The sequence below is a fragment of the Kocuria subflava genome (assembly GCF_012163155.1).
In the GTDB taxonomy this organism is placed as follows: Bacteria; Actinomycetota; Actinomycetes; order Actinomycetales; family Micrococcaceae; genus Kocuria; species Kocuria subflava.
This window is the reverse complement of record NZ_JAAVUN010000011.1, coordinates 59,898-77,031: the sequence shown is the minus strand read 5'-3', so window position 1 is coordinate 77,031 and position 17,134 is coordinate 59,898. Positions and strand designations below refer to the sequence as shown.

Here is a 17,134-nt window from a genome sequence, read left to right as displayed (position 1 = left end):
ATTTACGACGGCGGGGCACCGGTTGCTCGGTGCGCCGCCGTCGTACGTGGTCAGGGGAGTGGTTCCTGGCGTAGGTCAGAGCTCCTCGTGCTCCCAGGGGTCGAGTCCGGAGGCCGAGAGGCCGGTGTGCAACAGCTTGATGCGGTGCATCTGTTCTGCACTGAGTTCCCAGCCGAAGACGTCCAGGTTCTCCGCCATGCGCCCGGGCTTGGAGGTCTTGGGGATGGGCACCACGCCGTTCTGGATGTGCCAGCGCAAGATGACCTGGGCGGGGGTGCGTCCCTGATCTGCGGCGATCTCCTGGATCCATTCGTGGTTGATGACCTTGGAATCGTGACCCAGCGGAGCCCAGGCCTCCACCAGAACCCGGTGACCATGGTGATGGGCGCGCAGGGCTTCCTGCTGGAACTGCGGCTGCAACTCCACCTGGTTGACCGCAGGAGCCTCACCCACCTTGGCAATCAGTTCATCCACCATCTCCGGGGTGAAGTTGGAAACACCCACCGAGCCGATCAGACCCTCCTCCCGCAGCTCCAACATGGTCCGGAAGGACTCCACGTAGAGACCGCGCTGTGGATTGGGCCAGTGGATCAGGTAGAGGTCCACCTTCTCCAGCTGGAGGCGCTGCAGGGATCCTTCCAAGGAACGCCGGACGGAATCCGTGCCGTGATCCCGGCCCGGGAGCTTGGTGGTGACGAACAGGTCCTCGCGCGGCAGCAGGGAGTCCTTGAGCGCGCGGCCCACACCGGATTCGTTCTGGTAATTGGCGGCGGTGTCGATCAGGCGGAACCCTGCGGTCAGGGCCTCGTACACCACACCCTCAGCCACTCCGTTGTCCATCCGGGCAGTGCCCAGGCCGATGGGAGGGATGGTGTTGCCGTCATGGAGGGTGTGCCGCCGGTCAGCCACCCCCACTTGGTCGGAGAGGTCCTTGTTGAACTCGTGATCGTCAAAGAAGTCCTCCTGCTTCTCTGCTTCCCGGCCTGCTTGGTCGATCTTCTCCTGGTCGTACTCGATCTCCGGCTCTTGGGCGGTGTTGGTGGCTGCCTTGCTCTGCGGTGCTGGCTCGTGCGTGGAGTGACTCATGGGATGCCTTCCGGTCGGTGCTGGGTGTCCTGACTACCATTCTGCCCATCAGTGAGCTGTCTCAAGCGTCGTCGACTCGACTTGGGCACGGGAAAATGCATTGGACCGCCGGAATGGTGCACTTTCCCGTGCCCAGGTTTCTCCGACAGGCCACCCGGGTGACCCACGGCCCAAACAGCACCTGTGCCATGTTTGCTAGGATGGTCGGCGGTCCGCCTGCAGTCCGTGGTGGACGGACCCCCTGATGCTGGCTCACGCCATGCCATCAGGGACCCGGCATGAAGAATCGTGCCCGGGCCACACGGCACTGAACACTAGGAGTTCATCATGGCCCTTGACGCAGCCGTCAAGCAGGAAATCATCAAGGAATACGCGACTCACGAGGGTGACACCGGTTCTCCCGAGGTCCAGATCGCTGTTCTGTCCCGTCGCATCTCGGATCTCACCGAGCACCTGAAGATGCACAAGCACGACCACCACACCCGCCGCGGCCTGATGGCCCTGGTTGGTCGCCGTCGTCGCATGCTGACCTACCTGCGTGACACCGACATCACGCGCTACCGTGCGCTCATCGAGCGCCTCGGCCTGCGCCGCTGATCACCGTCTTGAGCCGAGGCGGGGTTCGGCCCGTTGAAGCGGGTGGAACCCCGCCTCGAGCCCTACCTGGGCGCTGAGACTTCAGCGGCCCGCAGTGAATTCTCAGCCTCAAATCCGTGGCGAATCGCCACCAACCTGACAGGCTTGAGAGTGCACCACCTGTCATCGCCGTGAGGCGAGGACGCAGACGGCACCCGCCAGGGCGTCGTCGTGCAGCGCAGTGAGCCCGCAGAGACCCGAGTGGCGGTCCTCGACAGTGGCCTACGGAATCCCACGTTTTCACGCGGGGAGCGCCGTGGGCTTCGATCGATGGCCGAGCGCGGGAGACGTGGGAACTGCGCAAGAGACAAGTAACCCCACATGAAATGGAGGTGACCCGTGGAGGGTCCCGAGATTCAGTTCGCTGAGGCCGTCATTGACAACGGCCGCTACGGCAAGCGCGTTGTGCGCTTTGAAACCGGACTGCTGGCCCAGCAGGCTGCCGGTTCCACCCTGGTGTCCATCGACGACGACACCACCTTGCTGTCCACCACCGCGATCGGCAAGAAGCCCCGCGATGGTTTCGACTTCTTCCCGCTGACGGTGGACGTCGAGGAGCGGATGTACGCGGACGGCCGTATCCCCGGCTCGTTCTTCCGCCGCGAAGGCCGCCCGTCCACGGACGCGATCCTGGCCTGCCGCCTGATCGACCGTCCGTTGCGCCCCGGCTTCGACAAGGGCATCCGTAACGAGGTCCAGGTGGTCGTGACCGTCCTGGCCATCGACCCGGACGAGATCTACAACACCGTGGCCATCAACGCCGCATCCATGTCCACCGCCCTGTCCGGTGCCCCCTTCGGCGGCCCGGTCGGCGGCGTGCGACTGGCATTGATCGCCCAGGCCGACGGCACCCACCAGTGGGTCTGCTTCCCCAAGCACTCCCAGCTGGAGAACGCCGTGTTCGACATGGCCGTTGCCGGTCGCGTGGTGACTGCCGCAGATGGCACGGAAGACGTGGCCATCATGATGGTTGAGGCTGAAGCCACGGACAACTCCTGGGACCTGATCTCCTCCGGCGCCGTGGCGCCATCCGAGGACATCGTGGCCGAGGGCCTGGAGGCCTCCAAGCCGTTCATCAAGGCCCTGTGTGAGGCACAGTCGGATCTGAAGGCCCGCGCCGGCAAGCCCGCGATGGAGCTGCCGTACTTCGGTGGCCACGGCGACGACGTCGCTGCCGCCGTCAAGGACGCTGCAGGTGATCGCCTGGCAGAGGTCTACGCGATTGCCGGAAAGCAGGAGCGCGAGGACGCCACGGACCAACTGCACCAGTCCGTGCTGGCTGATCTGACCGGTGAGGGCAAGCCGTTCGCTGACCGCCTGAACGAGGTCAACGACGCCTACCAGAAGCTGACCAAGGAAACCGTGCGTCAGCGCATTCTGCGCGATGGCGTGCGCATTGACGGCCGTGGCCCCAAGGACATCCGAGAGCTGACCGCCATGGTGGAAATCCTGCCCCGCGTGCACGGTTCGGCGATCTTCCAGCGCGGTGAAACCCAGATCATGGGCGTGACCACGCTGAACATGCTCAAGCTGGAGCAGCAGATCGACTCCCTGTCCCCGGTGAAGTCCAAGCGGTACATGCACCACTACAACTTCCCGCCGTACTCCACCGGTGAGACTGGCCGTGTGGGCTCGCCCAAGCGCCGCGAAATCGGTCACGGCGCCTTGGCCGAGCGCGCCTTGGCTCCGGTGGTTCCTTCCCGCGAGGAGTTCCCGTACGCCATCCGCCAGGTTTCCGAGGCCTTGGGCTCCAACGGTTCCACCTCTATGGGTTCCGTGTGTGCCTCCACCCTGTCCATGCTCAACGCCGGTGTGCCGCTGCGCGCCCCGGTGGCGGGCATTGCCATGGGCCTGGTCACCGGCCAGGTTGACGGCAAGGACGCCCACGTGGCCCTGACCGACATCCTGGGTGCTGAAGACGCCCTGGGTGACATGGACTTCAAGGTGGCCGGCACCAAGGACTTTGTGACTGCCATCCAGCTGGACACCAAGCTGGACGGCATTCCCTCTGACGTTCTGGATGCCGCTCTGGGACAGGCCCGTGAGGCCCGCCTGGCCATCCTGGACGTGCTGAACGCCGCGATCGATGCCCCGGATGAGATGTCCGAGCACGCTCCGCGCATCATCACGGTCAACGTGCCCGTGTCCAAGATCGGTGAGGTCATCGGCCCCAAGGGCAAGATGATCAACCAGATCCAGGAGGACACCGGCGCTGACATCTCCATCGAGGACGACGGCACCGTCTACATCGGCGCCGTCGACGGCCCCTCGGCAGAAGCTGCCCGTTCGGCGATCAATGCGATCGCCAACCCGCAGGTTCCGGAGGTCGGCGAGCGCTACCTGGGAACCGTGGTCAAGACCACCACCTTTGGTGCGTTCGTGTCCCTGACCCCGGGCCGTGACGGCCTGCTGCACGTCACGGAGCTGCGCAAGCTCAACGATGGCAAGCGCGTCAACGAGGTCGAGGACGTCGTTTCCGTGGGCCAGCAGGTTCAGGTGGAGATCACCAAGGTGGATGACCGCGGCAAGCTGTCGCTGTCCCCGGTGGTTGCCGAGGACGAGTCCGCGGCCGCTGATGACAACGCTGAGGCCACTGAAGAGGCCTGAGTCGCACGTGCGCTGCTGATTCCCGGGCCCGTTGGGTCCTGTGGGTTCAGCAGCCACCGTGTTCCGCCGTCATCCCCGGTGTTCCCTGCGAACACCGGGGATGACGGCCATTGCGGACGGTGCGCGCGCCGCGCGGTACCATCCCCACACCCCACACTGATTTTGCGCCTTGGCGCTGCACAGGAGCCACAAGTTCTCGTATGACGGTCGTTGACCTTCCCTTGCTTGCCGCCTCGGCACCGCTTCACTCGATTCCGCTCACCGCACCGGCTGGGTCCGGGCGTCATGAGGGCACGGAATCGTCTGCTGCCGGTGGCTTCACCCACGTGATCCACGACGGCGACGGCGGTGCCGTGGTCACCCGCACGGTGCTGCCCTGCGGCACCCGGATCTTGACGGAGTCCATGCCCGGGTTGCTTTCGGCAACTGTGGGCTTCTGGGTGGGTGTTGGCTCCCGTGACGAGGCCCCGGGGCACCTGGGCTCCACGCATTTCCTGGAGCACCTGTTGTTCAAGGGGACCGCCAAGCGCAATGCGTTGCAGATTGCAGAAGCCTTTGACCAGGTGGGTGGTGAGTCCAACGCCATCACCGCCAAGGAACACACGTGCTATTTTGCCCGGGTGCTCTCCGAGCAGCTGCCCATGGCGGTGGATGTTCTCACGGACATGGTGGCCGGAGCGGTCCTCGACCCGGACGAGCTGGAACGCGAGCGCGGGGTGATCCTGGAAGAACTGGCCATGGATCAGGACGATCCCACCGATGTTGCGTTTGAACACTTTGTGGAGCACGTCTTCCACGGCAACCCGCTGGCCCGTCCGATCGGTGGCACTCCGGAGGAAATCCTGGCAGTGCCCCGGGACCGGGTGTGGCAGCACTTCCAGGACCACTACCGACCCGGGGGCCTGGTGGTCACCGCTGCCGGTGGCTTGGATCATGAGGCCGTGGTGGAGATGGTGGTGCACTCCATGGCGGCGGCCGGGTGGGATGCCTACAAACCTGGCACCGCCCGTGCCCGGCGGACCCGTGGTTCCGTGGATGCCACCACGCCGCAGCCCCAGTGGGGCCGCCATGAGCTGCACCGTTCCGTGGAGCAGTCCAATGTGCTGGTGGGGCGCCCCGGACTGGTCTCCGGTGATGACCGCCGCTACCACATGACTGTGCTCAACGCCGCCCTGGGTGGTGGAATGTCCTCCCGCCTGTTCCAGGAGATCCGGGAGAAGCGCGGATTGGCCTACAACACCTTTTCTTTTGCCGGGTCTTACTCGGATGCCGGCTACTTCGGCATGTACGCCGGTTGCGCACCGGCCAAAACGGATCAGGTGCTGCAGTTGATGACCGATGAGCTCAACAAATTGGCTCACCACGGGATCAGCGACACTGAATTGACCAAGGTGGTGGGTCAATTGGCAGGCGGCACCGTCCTGGCGCTGGAGGACACCGGTTCCCGCATGTCCCGTTTGGGATCGGCAGAACTGACCACCGGGGAGTTCTACGACCTGGAAGAAACCCTGAACCGGGTGCGAGCCGTCACCCCCGACCACGTTCAAGCCCTGGCCCGAGAGCTGGCCCAGGGGCCCACCGTGGTGCAGATCGTGGCACCCCAACAAGACTGAGCAGCAAAGACTTCAGGAGAGATCATGAGCCAAGACAGCAGCGCAGCAAACCCCGTCAAGGTGGCCGTCCTGGGCGCCCACGGCCGGATGGGATCAGAGGCCGTCCGTGCCGTGGACAATGCCCGTGACACCCAACTGGTGGCCACCATTGACCACAACGACTCCCTGCAACAGCTGCTGGTTGCCGGTGCCCAGGTGGCCATTGACTTGACGGTGCCCACCGCCACGGAAGACAACGTCCGGTTCTGCGTGGAGAACGGCATCCACTGCGTGGTGGGAACCACCGGTTGGGATGAGAAGCGCTCGGCCCGGCTCACCGAGTTGTTGGAAGCACACCCCGGTGTTGGTGTGCTGATTGCCCCGAACTTCTCCATTGGTGCTGTGCTGGCCATGCGGTTCTCCGCCATTGCCGCCAAGTTCTTTGAGTCGGCGGAGATCATTGAACTGCACCACCCCAACAAGGTGGATGCCCCCTCCGGCACAGCGGCTCGGACCGCGGCGCTGGTGGGGGAGGCCCGCCGAGCCGCCGGCCTGGGGGCTTCCCCAGATGCCACGGAAACGGATCCCGACGGCGCCCGCGGGGCCAAGATCGACGACGTCAGCGTGCATTCCGTGCGCCTGCGCGGTCTGGTGGCACATCAGGAGACCTTGCTGGGCAACGAGGGGGAGATGCTGACCATCCGGCACGATTCCTTCGACCGGATCTCCTTCATGTCCGGGGTGCTGCTGGGCGTACGCAGCGTGGGAAGCAATCCGGGGCTGACTCACGGGTTGGAGAACTTCATGGACCTGGACGCGTGAGCCCCACCGACTCGGGCGATCCGCAGGACGCGGGGGCGTCGTCGGGAACGGGAAGTCTGGGTTCCCTGCGTGTGCTGGGCTGGGTGGTCCTGGGTGCGGCTCTGGTGACCCTGTGGCTGCTTCCGATCCCCACCACGGCCAAAATCACGGTCCTGGTGATCGCCGCCTTTGCCGGGGTGTTCACACTGCTGGAATCCACCAACCGGGGTAAAGCGTTGGCGGCTGCCATGGTGGCGTTGCTGGTCTTCTATCTGGCGCTGTCCCTGCAACGCGCGTGGATCCTGATGACCGCAGAAACGTGGGTCAGCAAGATCATGGGTGCGGCCCTGGTGCTGATCCCGGTACTGGGCATCTGGGCATTGATCCGTGAACTGTTGTTCGGGGTGCGGATCGAACAGCTCGGTCGGCAACTGGCAGCTGAAGGGGGACTTCCGGAGGACAACCTTCCACGTCACCCGTCAGGTCGAATCGTGCGGGAAGCAGCAGACGCCCAGTTCCCGCGGTGGCAGGCCGAGGTGGAAGCACAGCCGGAACAGTGGCGGGCCTGGTACCGGCTGGCCCTGGCCTACAGTGCCTCGGGAGACACCCGACGCGCCCGCGGGGCCATGCGTCAGGCTGTCCGACTTTCTGTCAGCCACCCCGGTTCCGGGCCGCAGTCCGCGCGGGCGGCAAGTTAGGGTGTATGCCATGACTGCGCACCAGGACAAGCCCCTGTTCGGAACACTGCTCACCGCCATGGTCACCCCGTTCAAGGACGACGGCTCGGTGGATCTGGCCGCCACGGAAGCCCTTGCGGTTCGACTGGTGGAACAGGGTTGCGACGGTCTGGTGGTGGGCGGCACCACCGGCGAGTACTCCACCATGACGGATGACGAGCACTTTGCCGTGTTCAGCACCGTTCGTGACGCCGTGGGGGATCGTGTGGCGCTGGTGGCCGGTGCTGGCTCCAACGACACCCAGCACACCATGCACTTGTCCGCCACCGCCCAGAAGGCGGGTATGGACGGTCTGCTGATCGTGACCCCGTACTACAACAAGCCCACACAGGCTGGCGTGGTGGCGCACTTTGAAACCGTTGCCGATGCCGTGGAGCTGCCCATCATGCTCTACGACATCCCGGGGCGCACCGGCATCCCACTGTCCGTGGACACCTTGCTGCGCCTGGCTGATCACCCCAAGATCGTGGCCGTCAAGGACGCCAAGGCCGACCTGGCCGCCGGCATGCGCGTGATCGCAGAAACCGATCTTCTCTACTACTCCGGCGACGACGGCCTGACCTTGCCGTGGATGTCCATCGGCGCGGTGGGTCTGGTGGGGGTGACCACCCATGTGGACACCCCGCGTTTCCGCCGTCTGATCGATGCCGTCAACGCGGACAACCTGCAGGAAGCCCTGCAGATCGCCCACGAACTCGAGCCTGTGGTGCGAGCCACCATGACCCACGTGCCGGGTGCCGTTGCGGCCAAACAAATTTTGAACTGGCAGTCCGTACTGCCCAACCACCGCGTGCGCCTGCCGTACGTGGATGCCACCGACGCCGAGTTGGCTGCGATCAAGGCGGAGCTTGAATCCTCCGTGGTGGCCGATTCCCTGACGTTCTAATCACCGCTCTCGGATCCGAGAGCTGTTACCTCAGAGAGGGGTCGCATGACCCATTGGATTGAAAACTTGAGCAAGCCGCCTGCCCTGGCCAAGGACACCTTGCGGGTCACCCCGCTGGGTGGCCTGGGGGAGGTGGGCCGCAACATGACCGTGTTCGAGATCAACGGTCAGCTGCTGATCGTTGACTGCGGTGTGCTCTTCCCGGAAGAGAACCAGCCCGGTGTGGACCTGATCCTGCCGGACATCTCCCACATCGAGGACCGCCTGGATGACATTGTGGCCATCGTGCTCACGCACGGTCACGAGGACCACATCGGTGCAGTGCCCTACCTGCTCAAGCGACGTGCGGACATCCCCATCCTGGGATCCCAGCTGACCCTGGCCCTGGTGGAAGCCAAGCTGCGCGAGCACCGGATCAAGCCCTACACGCTGACCGTGCGCGAGGGGCAGGTGGAGAAGCTCGGCGAGTTCGAGTGTGAGTTCGTGGCTGTGAACCACTCCATCCCGGACGCCCTGGCCGTGTTCATGCGCACCAAGGCCGGCACCGTGCTGCACACCGGTGACTTCAAGATGGACCAGCTGCCGCTGGATGGCCGCATCACGGACCTGCGCCACTTTGCCCGCCTGGGTGAAGAAGGTGTTGACCTGTTCCTGACGGACTCCACCAACGCCGAGGTCCCGGGGTTCACCCCCACGGAGAAGGACATTGGGGGAGTCCTTGCGGATGTGATCAAGAAGTCCCGCCAGAAGGTCGTCGTCGCCTCCTTCTCATCCCACGTTCACCGTGTGCAGCAGGTGCTCGACGCCGCCGTCGCCTCCGGGCGCAAGGTTGCCCTGATGGGCCGCTCCATGGAACGCAACATGGGCATTGCCGCGGAGCTGGGCTACCTGGACGTCCCTGAGGGCGTCCTGGTGGACCAGCGCAAGGTGGAGCAGTTCCGGGACGATGAACTGGTCATCATGTGCACCGGTTCCCAGGGTGAGCCCATGGCTGCCCTGTCCCGGATGGCCCGCGGCGATCACCGCGTGCAGGTCCGTGATGGTGACACCGTCATCCTGGCCTCCTCCTTGATCCCGGGCAACGAAAACTCCGTGTTCCGGATCATCAACGGCCTGATGCGACTGGGCGCCCACGTGGTGCACAAATCCAATGCTAAGGTCCACGTCTCTGGTCACGCATCTGCCGGTGAGCTGCTCTACTGCTACAACATCGTGGAGCCCGAATACGTCATGCCGGTGCACGGCGAGGTCCGCCACCTCATGGCCAACGGTGAACTCGCAGAAGCCACCGGTGTGCCTCCGGAGAATGTGCTGCTCACGGAGAACGGCACCTGTGTGGACATGAAGGACCACCAGGCGCGGATCGTGGGTGGACACGAGATCAAGTTCGTGTACGTGGACGGTTCCTCGGTCGGTGAGATCACCGAGGACGACCTCAAGGACCGGATTGTCTTGGGTGAAGAGGGCTTTGTCTCCGTGGTCTCCGTGATCGACCGCAAGCAGAAGCGTGTGGTCAACGGCCCGGACGTGCACGCCCGCGGTGTGGCTGAGGATGATCGTGTGTTCGATGACATCATCCCCAAGATCACCGGTGCCCTGGAGGATGCCCTGCACGAGCAGAAGCAGTACACCACGCATCAGCTGCAGCAGATCGTGCGCCGCACCATCGGACCGTGGGTGGGCCGCAAGCTGCGCCGCAAGCCCATGATCGTGCCGGTGGTGATTGAGGCAGGTTCCAAGAACTGAAGCTCACGGGCCGCGCACCAGATGTGATCCGCGGCCCCCTGCACCATCTGATGGCCACCTGCCGACTCAGCAGGTGGCCATCAGCATGTGTGCGCCCAGAGCGGAATTATTCAGGGGGCTGATAATAAGGTGCCTTATGGTGGATTCGGTCGCATGTGTGACCGCACGTCTCGCCGCCCTTTTTGGGAGGCCAGGACGGTGTGGTCATCAGCGGCTCCCACTTGACCTCCACGGCCTCGCACTGTGAGGCCGCGAAAGGAACACCTGATGTCCACCAACAATGTCCCCCCGAATTCTTCCGGCAACCCGGGCCCCCGCGACGGCCAAGATCAGAACCTGGGGCGCACCGATGGCCGTGACTCCTGGACCGGCTTGAACTCCCACGACCGCGTGGAGGACAAGACCACCTCCGGGCGCGGTACCGCCAACGCCACCGAGCGTGGGGAGTCCCGAACCGCTGGATCCCACGAGCGTCACGACGACCGCCGCGCCGGCCTCGACCGCAACAACAGTCATGATCGCGCCGTCCGCAGCGATCGCGATGACCGCAACGACCGTCATGACCACGATGATCAACGCCGTGCCAAGCCGTCTTGGAAGGAAGACGTCCTGGGCGATGGCCGCGGAGGAGACGTCAAGAACATCTCCTGGGGTGCCGTGATTGCCGGTGTGGTCACCGTTTTGGCCCTGACCGTCTTGTTCTCCCTGGTGACCGCTGCCCTGGGCTTGGGCATGTCCGACCTCAACTCGGAGAACCCGGGTGAAGGCGTGGGAATGGCCACCGGAATCTCTTCCATCATCACCTTGGCCCTGGCTCTGTTCAGCGGCGGTGCCGTGGCAGGCCTGCTAGCAGGGCGCGCCGGTTTGATCCACGGTTTCCTGACCTGGGCCACCTCCCTGCTCACCGCCCTGGTGCTGGCCACCCTGTTGGCCGGCAACGTGCTGGGCGCTCTGGGCAACACTTTGGGCACTGCTGCTGACAACGTGACGGCTGCGGTCGTGCAGAACCCGGAAGCCGTGCAGAGCCCCGGTGTGACCACGGATGAGGCCTCCGCCGAGGCCGAGCAGGCCGTGGAAGATGCTGCACCGCGCGCCGAGGAAGCCGCCAACACCACCGCCGAGGCCGCAGGTTGGACCTTTGCCGGCCTGTTCCTGGGCGCCATTGTCTCCGCTGTGGCAGGTCTCCTGGGCTCCCGTGCCGTGGCCGCAGGACGCAACCGCAACGAGGGCGTGGATCGCCGCAACGATGACCTGAACCGCCGCAACACCGGCACCACTCGCGTCTGATCGGCACCACATGCGGTCAATCACCTACACGGCACGGTCCTCGCAGCGCCGATCGTGACCGCGCTGGGTTTGGCTGACAGCTGAGGCTGGGTCGTCTTCACTGACGGCCCAGCCTTTGCATTTTCCGTCCGGCCCACCCGCATGTACGGTCAGTGATAAGGCACCTGATGAATGAGGAGGTAACCATGTTCGGCAAACCGCGGATCTTCATGTTGGTGCTCGGTGCCGTGATTTCTCTGACCAGTCTGGTGGCTGGAATCCTGGTCATGGTCTGGCCGTGGTCGGACTGCCCCGCAGGGGACACCTCCCGAGCGTGCATGCCCACGGACCCGGAAATTCTCACCATGGGGCTGGCATCGGCCGGTTTCTTGATTGGTGCCGTGCTGATGATTTTCAGCGTGATCTGGTTCCTGATCCTGCGTGATGACGTCAATCGGCGTCGTTGGGCTCGCGAGGACGACGCCCGCGATCGGCCGCAACAGCCCTGAAAATCAGCCGGTGCGCACCCGTGGACGTGAGCATCGTCAAGCGGGCCCGGGTGCGCCGGTCTGAGCCGGTTTTGCAGCGTCGTTTACCCTTTGTGTATGGCGACTCGTACTTCCCCCGCCCGCAAGGGTGCCTCGACGTCGCGCGGATCCACCACCTCGAAGTCCAAGAAGAGCACTTCGAACAGCCCGCAGCAGGGTCTTGGTGAGCGCGCCGTTGACGCACTGGTAGGCACATGGCTCTGGTTTGCGCACCTGATCGGTGGCGCAATCCGACGCATCGGCACGCTCCGAACTGACCTTGACCCTCAAGATCGTCGCGACGGCGGCGCCCTGGTCCTGCTGGTCGCGGGCCTTGTGATTGCCGTGGTCGAATGGTGGGCGCTCTACGGAGCAGGGATCCCAGTCCTCTCGGCTGCGGCCTTTGGCGTGCACTGGTTGGTGGCGGGACTGATCGGCTGGGCCGCGTTGGTCCTGCCCCTGGCTCTGATCGGATTTGCTGTTCGAGTTTTCCGCAAGCCCGTTCCCACCGCTTCCAACAACAGAATTGCCCTGGGGTTGACCGTGGCCGTCCTGGCTGCCGCGGGTTTGGCCCACGTGATCGGTGGTTCCCCCGGCGTCACGGAGAGCTTTGAATCCCGCCTGACCGCAGGCGGGGCCTTTGGCTACCTGATGGCCGGGCCGCTGGGTTCCGTGATCACCCCCGTGGGGGCTGCCGTGGTCTGTGCTGCGGTCTTGGCCCTATGCGTGTTGATCGTGACCGGCACACCGTTCGCCCAGATCGGACCCCGGCTGGCCCACGCATGTGATGCCGTGGTGGGAGCAGGGCATGCCGGTACAGGCGCCGACTTGAGTGCTTCCGACCACGACCGTTCCTACTTGGATGACCGTGACCCGCAGCCGGCCAACGACCGGGCTGCGCGCAGAGCGGCTCGCAAGCAGGCCAAGCAACAGCGCAAGGACGCCGCTGAACGGGAACGCCTGGACACCTACGACGGTGATGAAGCTTTTGAAACCGCAGTGATCGGCGAGGCCACGGATCAAGTTCCTGTGGTGGAGCAGACCCGACCCGTTGGACGCCGCGGCTCCTGCGTGCCGGTCTTTGACGTCGAGTCCGGGGATGAAGCCCGCACAGATCGTGAAGCTGAACTCGAGACTGAGAATCTATCCGGTTCCACCGCAACGTCAGCCGAACAAGCACCCACCGGCCTGCGTCCGGGGCAGAAGCGACCCACCCGGGATCAGCTGGCTGCCCAGGAACTGCGCCGCGAACAGGGCCTGGAAGGCGGCAGCGGGGGAGCAGCCGACACTGCCGCAGGCTCGAGTGCTGCCGCTGTGATCGACGCTGACGGAGCCGATGGTGAAACCACGGCTGCCCACGCTCCCGTGGCAGTACAGGCCACCCCGATCCCCGAACGCACGGAACAGCTGCAACTGGACGGGGATGTGGCGTACTCGCTGCCGTCGTCGTCGTCGTTGATCCAGGGCGCCCCTGCCAAGGAACGCTCCGAGGCCAACGACGCCGTGGTGCGGGCGCTGACGGAGACCATGCAGCAGTTCAAGGTGGATGCGGAGGTCACCGGCTTCTCCCGGGGTCCCACGGTCACTCGCTATGAAATCGAGCTGGCACCGGGCACCAAGGTGGAGAAGGTCACCGCGCTGTCCAAGAACATCTCCTATGCCGTGGCGTCCTCGGACGTGCGCATCCTCTCGCCGATTCCGGGCAAGTCCGCCATCGGCATCGAGATCCCCAACACGGACCGCGAAACCGTGGTGCTGGGTGACGTGCTGCGCTCCCAGGCGGCCCGGAAGAACGATCACCCCATGGTGATGGGCGTGGGCAAGGACGTTGAAGGCGGGTTCGTGGTGGCGAACCTGGCCAAGATGCCGCACATGCTGGTGGCAGGTGCCACCGGTGCCGGTAAGTCGTCGTTCGTGAACTCCATGATCGTGTCCCTGCTCATGCGGGCCACCCCGGATGAAGTTCGCATGGTCATGGTGGACCCCAAGCGCGTGGAGCTCACCGCCTACGAGGGCGTGCCACATCTGATCACCCCGATCATCACCAACCCCAAGAAGGCCGCGGAGGCCCTGCAGTGGGTGGTGCGGGAAATGGATGCCCGCTACGACGACCTCTCGCACTACGGCTACAAGCACATCGATGACTTCAACAAGGGTGTGCGCAACGGCAAGGTGCAGCCGGAACCCGGTTCCAAACGCAAGATCAAGCCGTACCCGTACCTGTTGGTGATCGTGGACGAGCTGGCGGACCTGATGATGGTGGCCCCCCGCGATGTGGAAGATGCCATTGTGCGCATCACCCAGCTGGCCCGTGCCGCCGGCATCCACCTGGTGCTGGCAACCCAGCGCCCGTCCGTGGATGTGGTCACCGGTCTGATCAAGGCCAACGTGCCCTCCCGCATGGCCTTTGCCACCTCCTCAGTCACCGACTCCCGTGTGGTCCTGGACCAGCCGGGTGCGGAGAAGCTGATCGGTCAGGGTGACGCCCTGTTCCTGCCCATGGGTGCCTCCAAGCCCATGCGTGTCCAGGGGGCATGGGTGGCCGAGTCCGAGATCCACGAGGTCGTGGAGCACGTCAAGTCCCAAATGAAGGCCAATTACCGGGAAGACGTGGTTCAGGAGGCCCCCAAGAAGGAGATCGACGAGGACATCGGAGACGACCTCGACGTTCTGCTGCAGGCGGTCGAGCTTGTGGTCACCACCCAGTTCGGCTCCACCTCCATGCTGCAGCGCAAGCTGCGCGTGGGTTTCGCCAAGGCCGGGCGTCTGATGGACCTCATGGAATCCCGCGGCGTGGTTGGCCCCTCCGAGGGTTCCAAGGCCCGCGACGTCCTGGTGCGCCCGGACGATCTGGCCGCCACGCTGGCCGTGATCCGCGGGGAGGAGCCGCCCACCGCCGTCGTGGTGGGGGCTCAGGAGCACGCGGGTACGGGCGGTTCCGGCGGGGATGCCGGTGTGGACCCCCTGGCCGAGCCCACGGGCCCGGCTGCCACTGATTACGACGACGACGCCGAGGAGTCCGAGTCCGACGACGCCTGGCAGCTGACGGGACGATGAACCGAAATGACACGAACTGACGCACAGCCGCCCAACGCCTCCAACTGGAACCTGCCCAATGCGCTGACCACGTTGCGGATCCTGCTGGTTCCGTTCTTCGTGTGGTTCCTGGTGGCCGGTGGTCCTTTCGGCCATGACTCCCAGGCCATGCGCTGGGCAGCTTTCGGCGTGTTCGCCGTGGCCATGCTGACGGACAAGCTCGACGGCGACATCGCCCGGGCCCGTGGTCTGATCACATCCTTCGGCAAGATCGCCGATCCCATTGCGGACAAGCTGCTCACCGGCGCGGCCTTCGTGGTGCTCTCCATGCTGGGTGAGTTGTGGTGGTGGGTGACCATCATGATCCTGGTGCGCGAATGGGGCATCACCCTCATGCGCTTTGTGGTGATCCGCTACGGGGTCATGGCAGCCGGCAAGGGTGGAAAGCTCAAGACCGTCCTGCAGACCATCGCGTTGCTGGTCATGATCCTGCCGCTGGTGCCCGTGGTGGGTGCCTGGTGGGCGTGGCTCGGGTGGTTCTTCATGGCCCTGGCGCTGATCTCCACCGTAGTGACCGGCATCGACTACGTGATCAAGGCATGGCAGTTGCGCCGTGACGCCCTGGCCGCGGGACGCCCCGTGGACAACAGCTGAGGCGGATGCACATGGACCGTCGTGAGGAGGCCCACGCGGACACCGTGTTCGCAGCGGCCCAGGCAGCCATATCGGCGGCATCGGCCAGGGGGCTGAGTATTGGCACGGCCGAGTCACTGACCGGCGGTTCCGTGGCGGCCGCGTTGGTCTCCGTGCCGGGAGCCTCGGCGGTGTTCGAGGGCTCCGTGGTGTCCTATTCACATGCGGTCAAAATCCGGACCCTGGGTGTGTCTGCCGATCTGTTGGATCGTGGGGGCGCTGTGGATCCGGCGGTGGCACGAGCCATGGCCGAGGGTGCGCGTGAGGCCCTCGGTGTGGACGTGGCGGTGTCCACCACCGGAGTTGCCGGTCCCGAACCGCACGACGGCAAGGCCGTGGGCACCGTGTTCCTGGGTGTGGCCGGGCCTGATGGCACGCACGTTCAGGAACTGCATTTAGGTGGATCCCGTGCCCAGATCCGGACGGCCAGCGTGACCGCTGCCCTGGAGAATCTTGCAGCACACTGTCGGTTCCCAGACTTCTCCCAGTAAATCCCGGAACCGATCGGGAACAATGGTGACCCGTCAGGCGGTTGTACCCGTCGACGGCCCAGGGAGGGGCCATCCGGAACTGATCCGATCGGTGAAAATTCCGGGCCACGCGGAGTTTTTCCGCACTATTGAGGAGCCAATCATCACGACGACCAAGACCCCCGTGTCAGTCAACGGCGTCATCCGCTGGAAGGACGTCGAAACCACCACCGTCAACGATTCCGTTCATTCGGAACCCAAGCCGGTTGTGCTGCGTCAGGAAATTGGCGAGGTACTCCGTTCCGTCCGTCAGCGTCAGGGGCGCACCCTGCGTGAGGTTTCACATTCCGCACGAGTTTCACTGGGTTACCTCAGTGAAGTTGAGCGCGGTCAGAAGGAAGCTTCTTCTGAACTGTTGGCATCGATCTGCTCTGCACTCGATGTCCCCGTCTCCGCCATGCTGCGTGAGGTGGCTGACCGTGTTGCCGAGGTTGAAGGCAACCTGGCACCGGACACCGTGCCCGCTGAACTGCGCGAGCAGTACCAGCACGAATTCGGGGCACGAGCCCACTGAAACTTTCCACCCGGGCGGACTCACGCGGCCATGAGCTGATCGCGTCCCTGCCGGAGACAGCGGGATCCAATGCCCAGGTGGCGTTGGGTCCCGCTGTCGTGTTGTGAGGAGCCACTGTGAGACTGAGTCGCTTTTACCAGATGCTGGAGCATGAATTCGGTGCGGGCCAGGGGCGAATGCTCGTCCAGGACACCGTGCTGGGGGAGTTGGGGCATCGCACACCGGAGCAGGCTCTGAATCAGGGAGAAGACCCCAAGACCGTGTGGTTCGCCCTGTGCAAGAACCAGGACGTCCCCCGGGAGCGTTGGTGGGGACCGGACATGGAGCCCAAGCGCTGATTCGCGTGACGGCGGGGACCGCGTGGCTGGTGTGAATGACACGCCCACGATCTCCTATCCGAACAAATGTTCGAACACCGTGTAGTGTTCTGGTGGTGCTTGAGGCGAGCCTTCAAGACTCCACAGGGCTCTGGATTCC

General features: G+C 64.7%; 15 protein-coding genes. 14 read left to right on the top strand and 1 reads right to left on the bottom strand.

The window, feature by feature from the left end; all coding sequences use genetic code 11:
* Positions 1-75: 75 nt before the first annotated feature.
* On the bottom strand, positions 76-1,086 hold the full coding sequence (locus tag GTW58_RS07225) for an aldo/keto reductase (protein ID WP_081993726.1): 1,011 nt from the start codon (positions 1,084-1,086) through the stop codon (positions 76-78).
* A 327-nt stretch (positions 1,087-1,413) separates the two neighbouring features.
* Between GTW58_RS07225 and rpsO the strand changes: the two genes are divergently transcribed.
* From rpsO to GTW58_RS07155, 14 genes are all read left to right on the top strand, one after another.
* Entirely contained in the window at positions 1,414-1,683 is a 270-nt protein-coding gene (gene rpsO / locus GTW58_RS07220; RefSeq protein ID WP_047689423.1) for a 30S ribosomal protein S15, read from the top strand.
* Between the two features lie 378 nt (positions 1,684-2,061).
* A complete protein-coding gene (locus GTW58_RS07215) occupies positions 2,062-4,329 on the top strand; it encodes a polyribonucleotide nucleotidyltransferase (protein WP_119933283.1) in 2,268 nt (755 codons plus the stop codon).
* A 200-nt stretch (positions 4,330-4,529) separates the two neighbouring features.
* The gene (locus GTW58_RS07210) at positions 4,530-5,942 is read left to right on the top strand and encodes a M16 family metallopeptidase (protein WP_047689428.1); all 1,413 of its coding nucleotides are present in this window, start codon (positions 4,530-4,532) and stop codon (positions 5,940-5,942) included.
* Positions 5,943-5,966: 24 nt separating this feature from the next.
* On the top strand, positions 5,967-6,743 hold the full coding sequence (dapB, locus tag GTW58_RS07205) for a 4-hydroxy-tetrahydrodipicolinate reductase (RefSeq protein ID WP_047689430.1): 777 nt from the start codon (positions 5,967-5,969) through the stop codon (positions 6,741-6,743).
* Positions 6,740-7,420 (top strand): tetratricopeptide repeat protein, encoded by a 681-nt coding sequence (locus GTW58_RS07200; protein ID WP_342453297.1) that lies wholly within the window; start codon positions 6,740-6,742, stop codon positions 7,418-7,420. The genes dapB and GTW58_RS07200 overlap by 4 nt, the downstream gene beginning before the upstream one ends.
* Before the next feature lie 10 nt (positions 7,421-7,430).
* The gene (gene dapA / locus GTW58_RS07195) at positions 7,431-8,345 is read left to right on the top strand and encodes a 4-hydroxy-tetrahydrodipicolinate synthase (protein ID WP_047692151.1); all 915 of its coding nucleotides are present in this window, start codon (positions 7,431-7,433) and stop codon (positions 8,343-8,345) included.
* A gap of 45 nt (positions 8,346-8,390) precedes the next feature.
* Complete coding sequence (locus GTW58_RS07190) at positions 8,391-10,091, top strand: ribonuclease J (RefSeq protein WP_047692150.1); 1,701 nt, start codon at positions 8,391-8,393, stop codon at positions 10,089-10,091.
* Positions 10,092-10,358: 267 nt separating this feature from the next.
* Positions 10,359-11,378, top strand: coding sequence for a TIGR04086 family membrane protein (locus GTW58_RS07185; RefSeq protein WP_052209787.1), 1,020 nt, complete (start codon positions 10,359-10,361; stop codon positions 11,376-11,378).
* Positions 11,379-11,563: 185 nt separating this feature from the next.
* Positions 11,564-11,866 carry a hypothetical protein gene (locus GTW58_RS07180; protein ID WP_119933282.1) on the top strand — a complete coding sequence of 101 codons (303 nt, stop codon included), beginning with the start codon at positions 11,564-11,566 and terminating at the stop codon, positions 11,864-11,866.
* Positions 11,867-11,962: 96 nt separating this feature from the next.
* Positions 11,963-14,941 (top strand): DNA translocase FtsK, encoded by a 2,979-nt coding sequence (locus GTW58_RS07175; RefSeq protein ID WP_119933281.1) that lies wholly within the window; start codon positions 11,963-11,965, stop codon positions 14,939-14,941.
* 6 nt (positions 14,942-14,947) lie between these two features.
* Positions 14,948-15,574, top strand: coding sequence for a CDP-diacylglycerol--glycerol-3-phosphate 3-phosphatidyltransferase (gene pgsA / locus GTW58_RS07170; RefSeq protein ID WP_119933280.1), 627 nt, complete (start codon positions 14,948-14,950; stop codon positions 15,572-15,574).
* A gap of 11 nt (positions 15,575-15,585) precedes the next feature.
* Positions 15,586-16,104 (top strand): CinA family protein, encoded by a 519-nt coding sequence (locus GTW58_RS07165; protein ID WP_168023485.1) that lies wholly within the window; start codon positions 15,586-15,588, stop codon positions 16,102-16,104.
* 163 nt (positions 16,105-16,267) lie between these two features.
* Positions 16,268-16,657 (top strand): helix-turn-helix domain-containing protein, encoded by a 390-nt coding sequence (locus GTW58_RS14325; RefSeq protein WP_189587265.1) that lies wholly within the window; start codon positions 16,268-16,270, stop codon positions 16,655-16,657.
* Positions 16,658-16,773: 116 nt separating this feature from the next.
* Positions 16,774-16,995, top strand: a complete 222-nt coding sequence (locus GTW58_RS07155) for a DUF3046 domain-containing protein (RefSeq protein ID WP_047689777.1) — start codon at positions 16,774-16,776, stop codon at positions 16,993-16,995.
* The last annotated feature ends 139 nt before the right edge of the window (positions 16,996-17,134 follow it).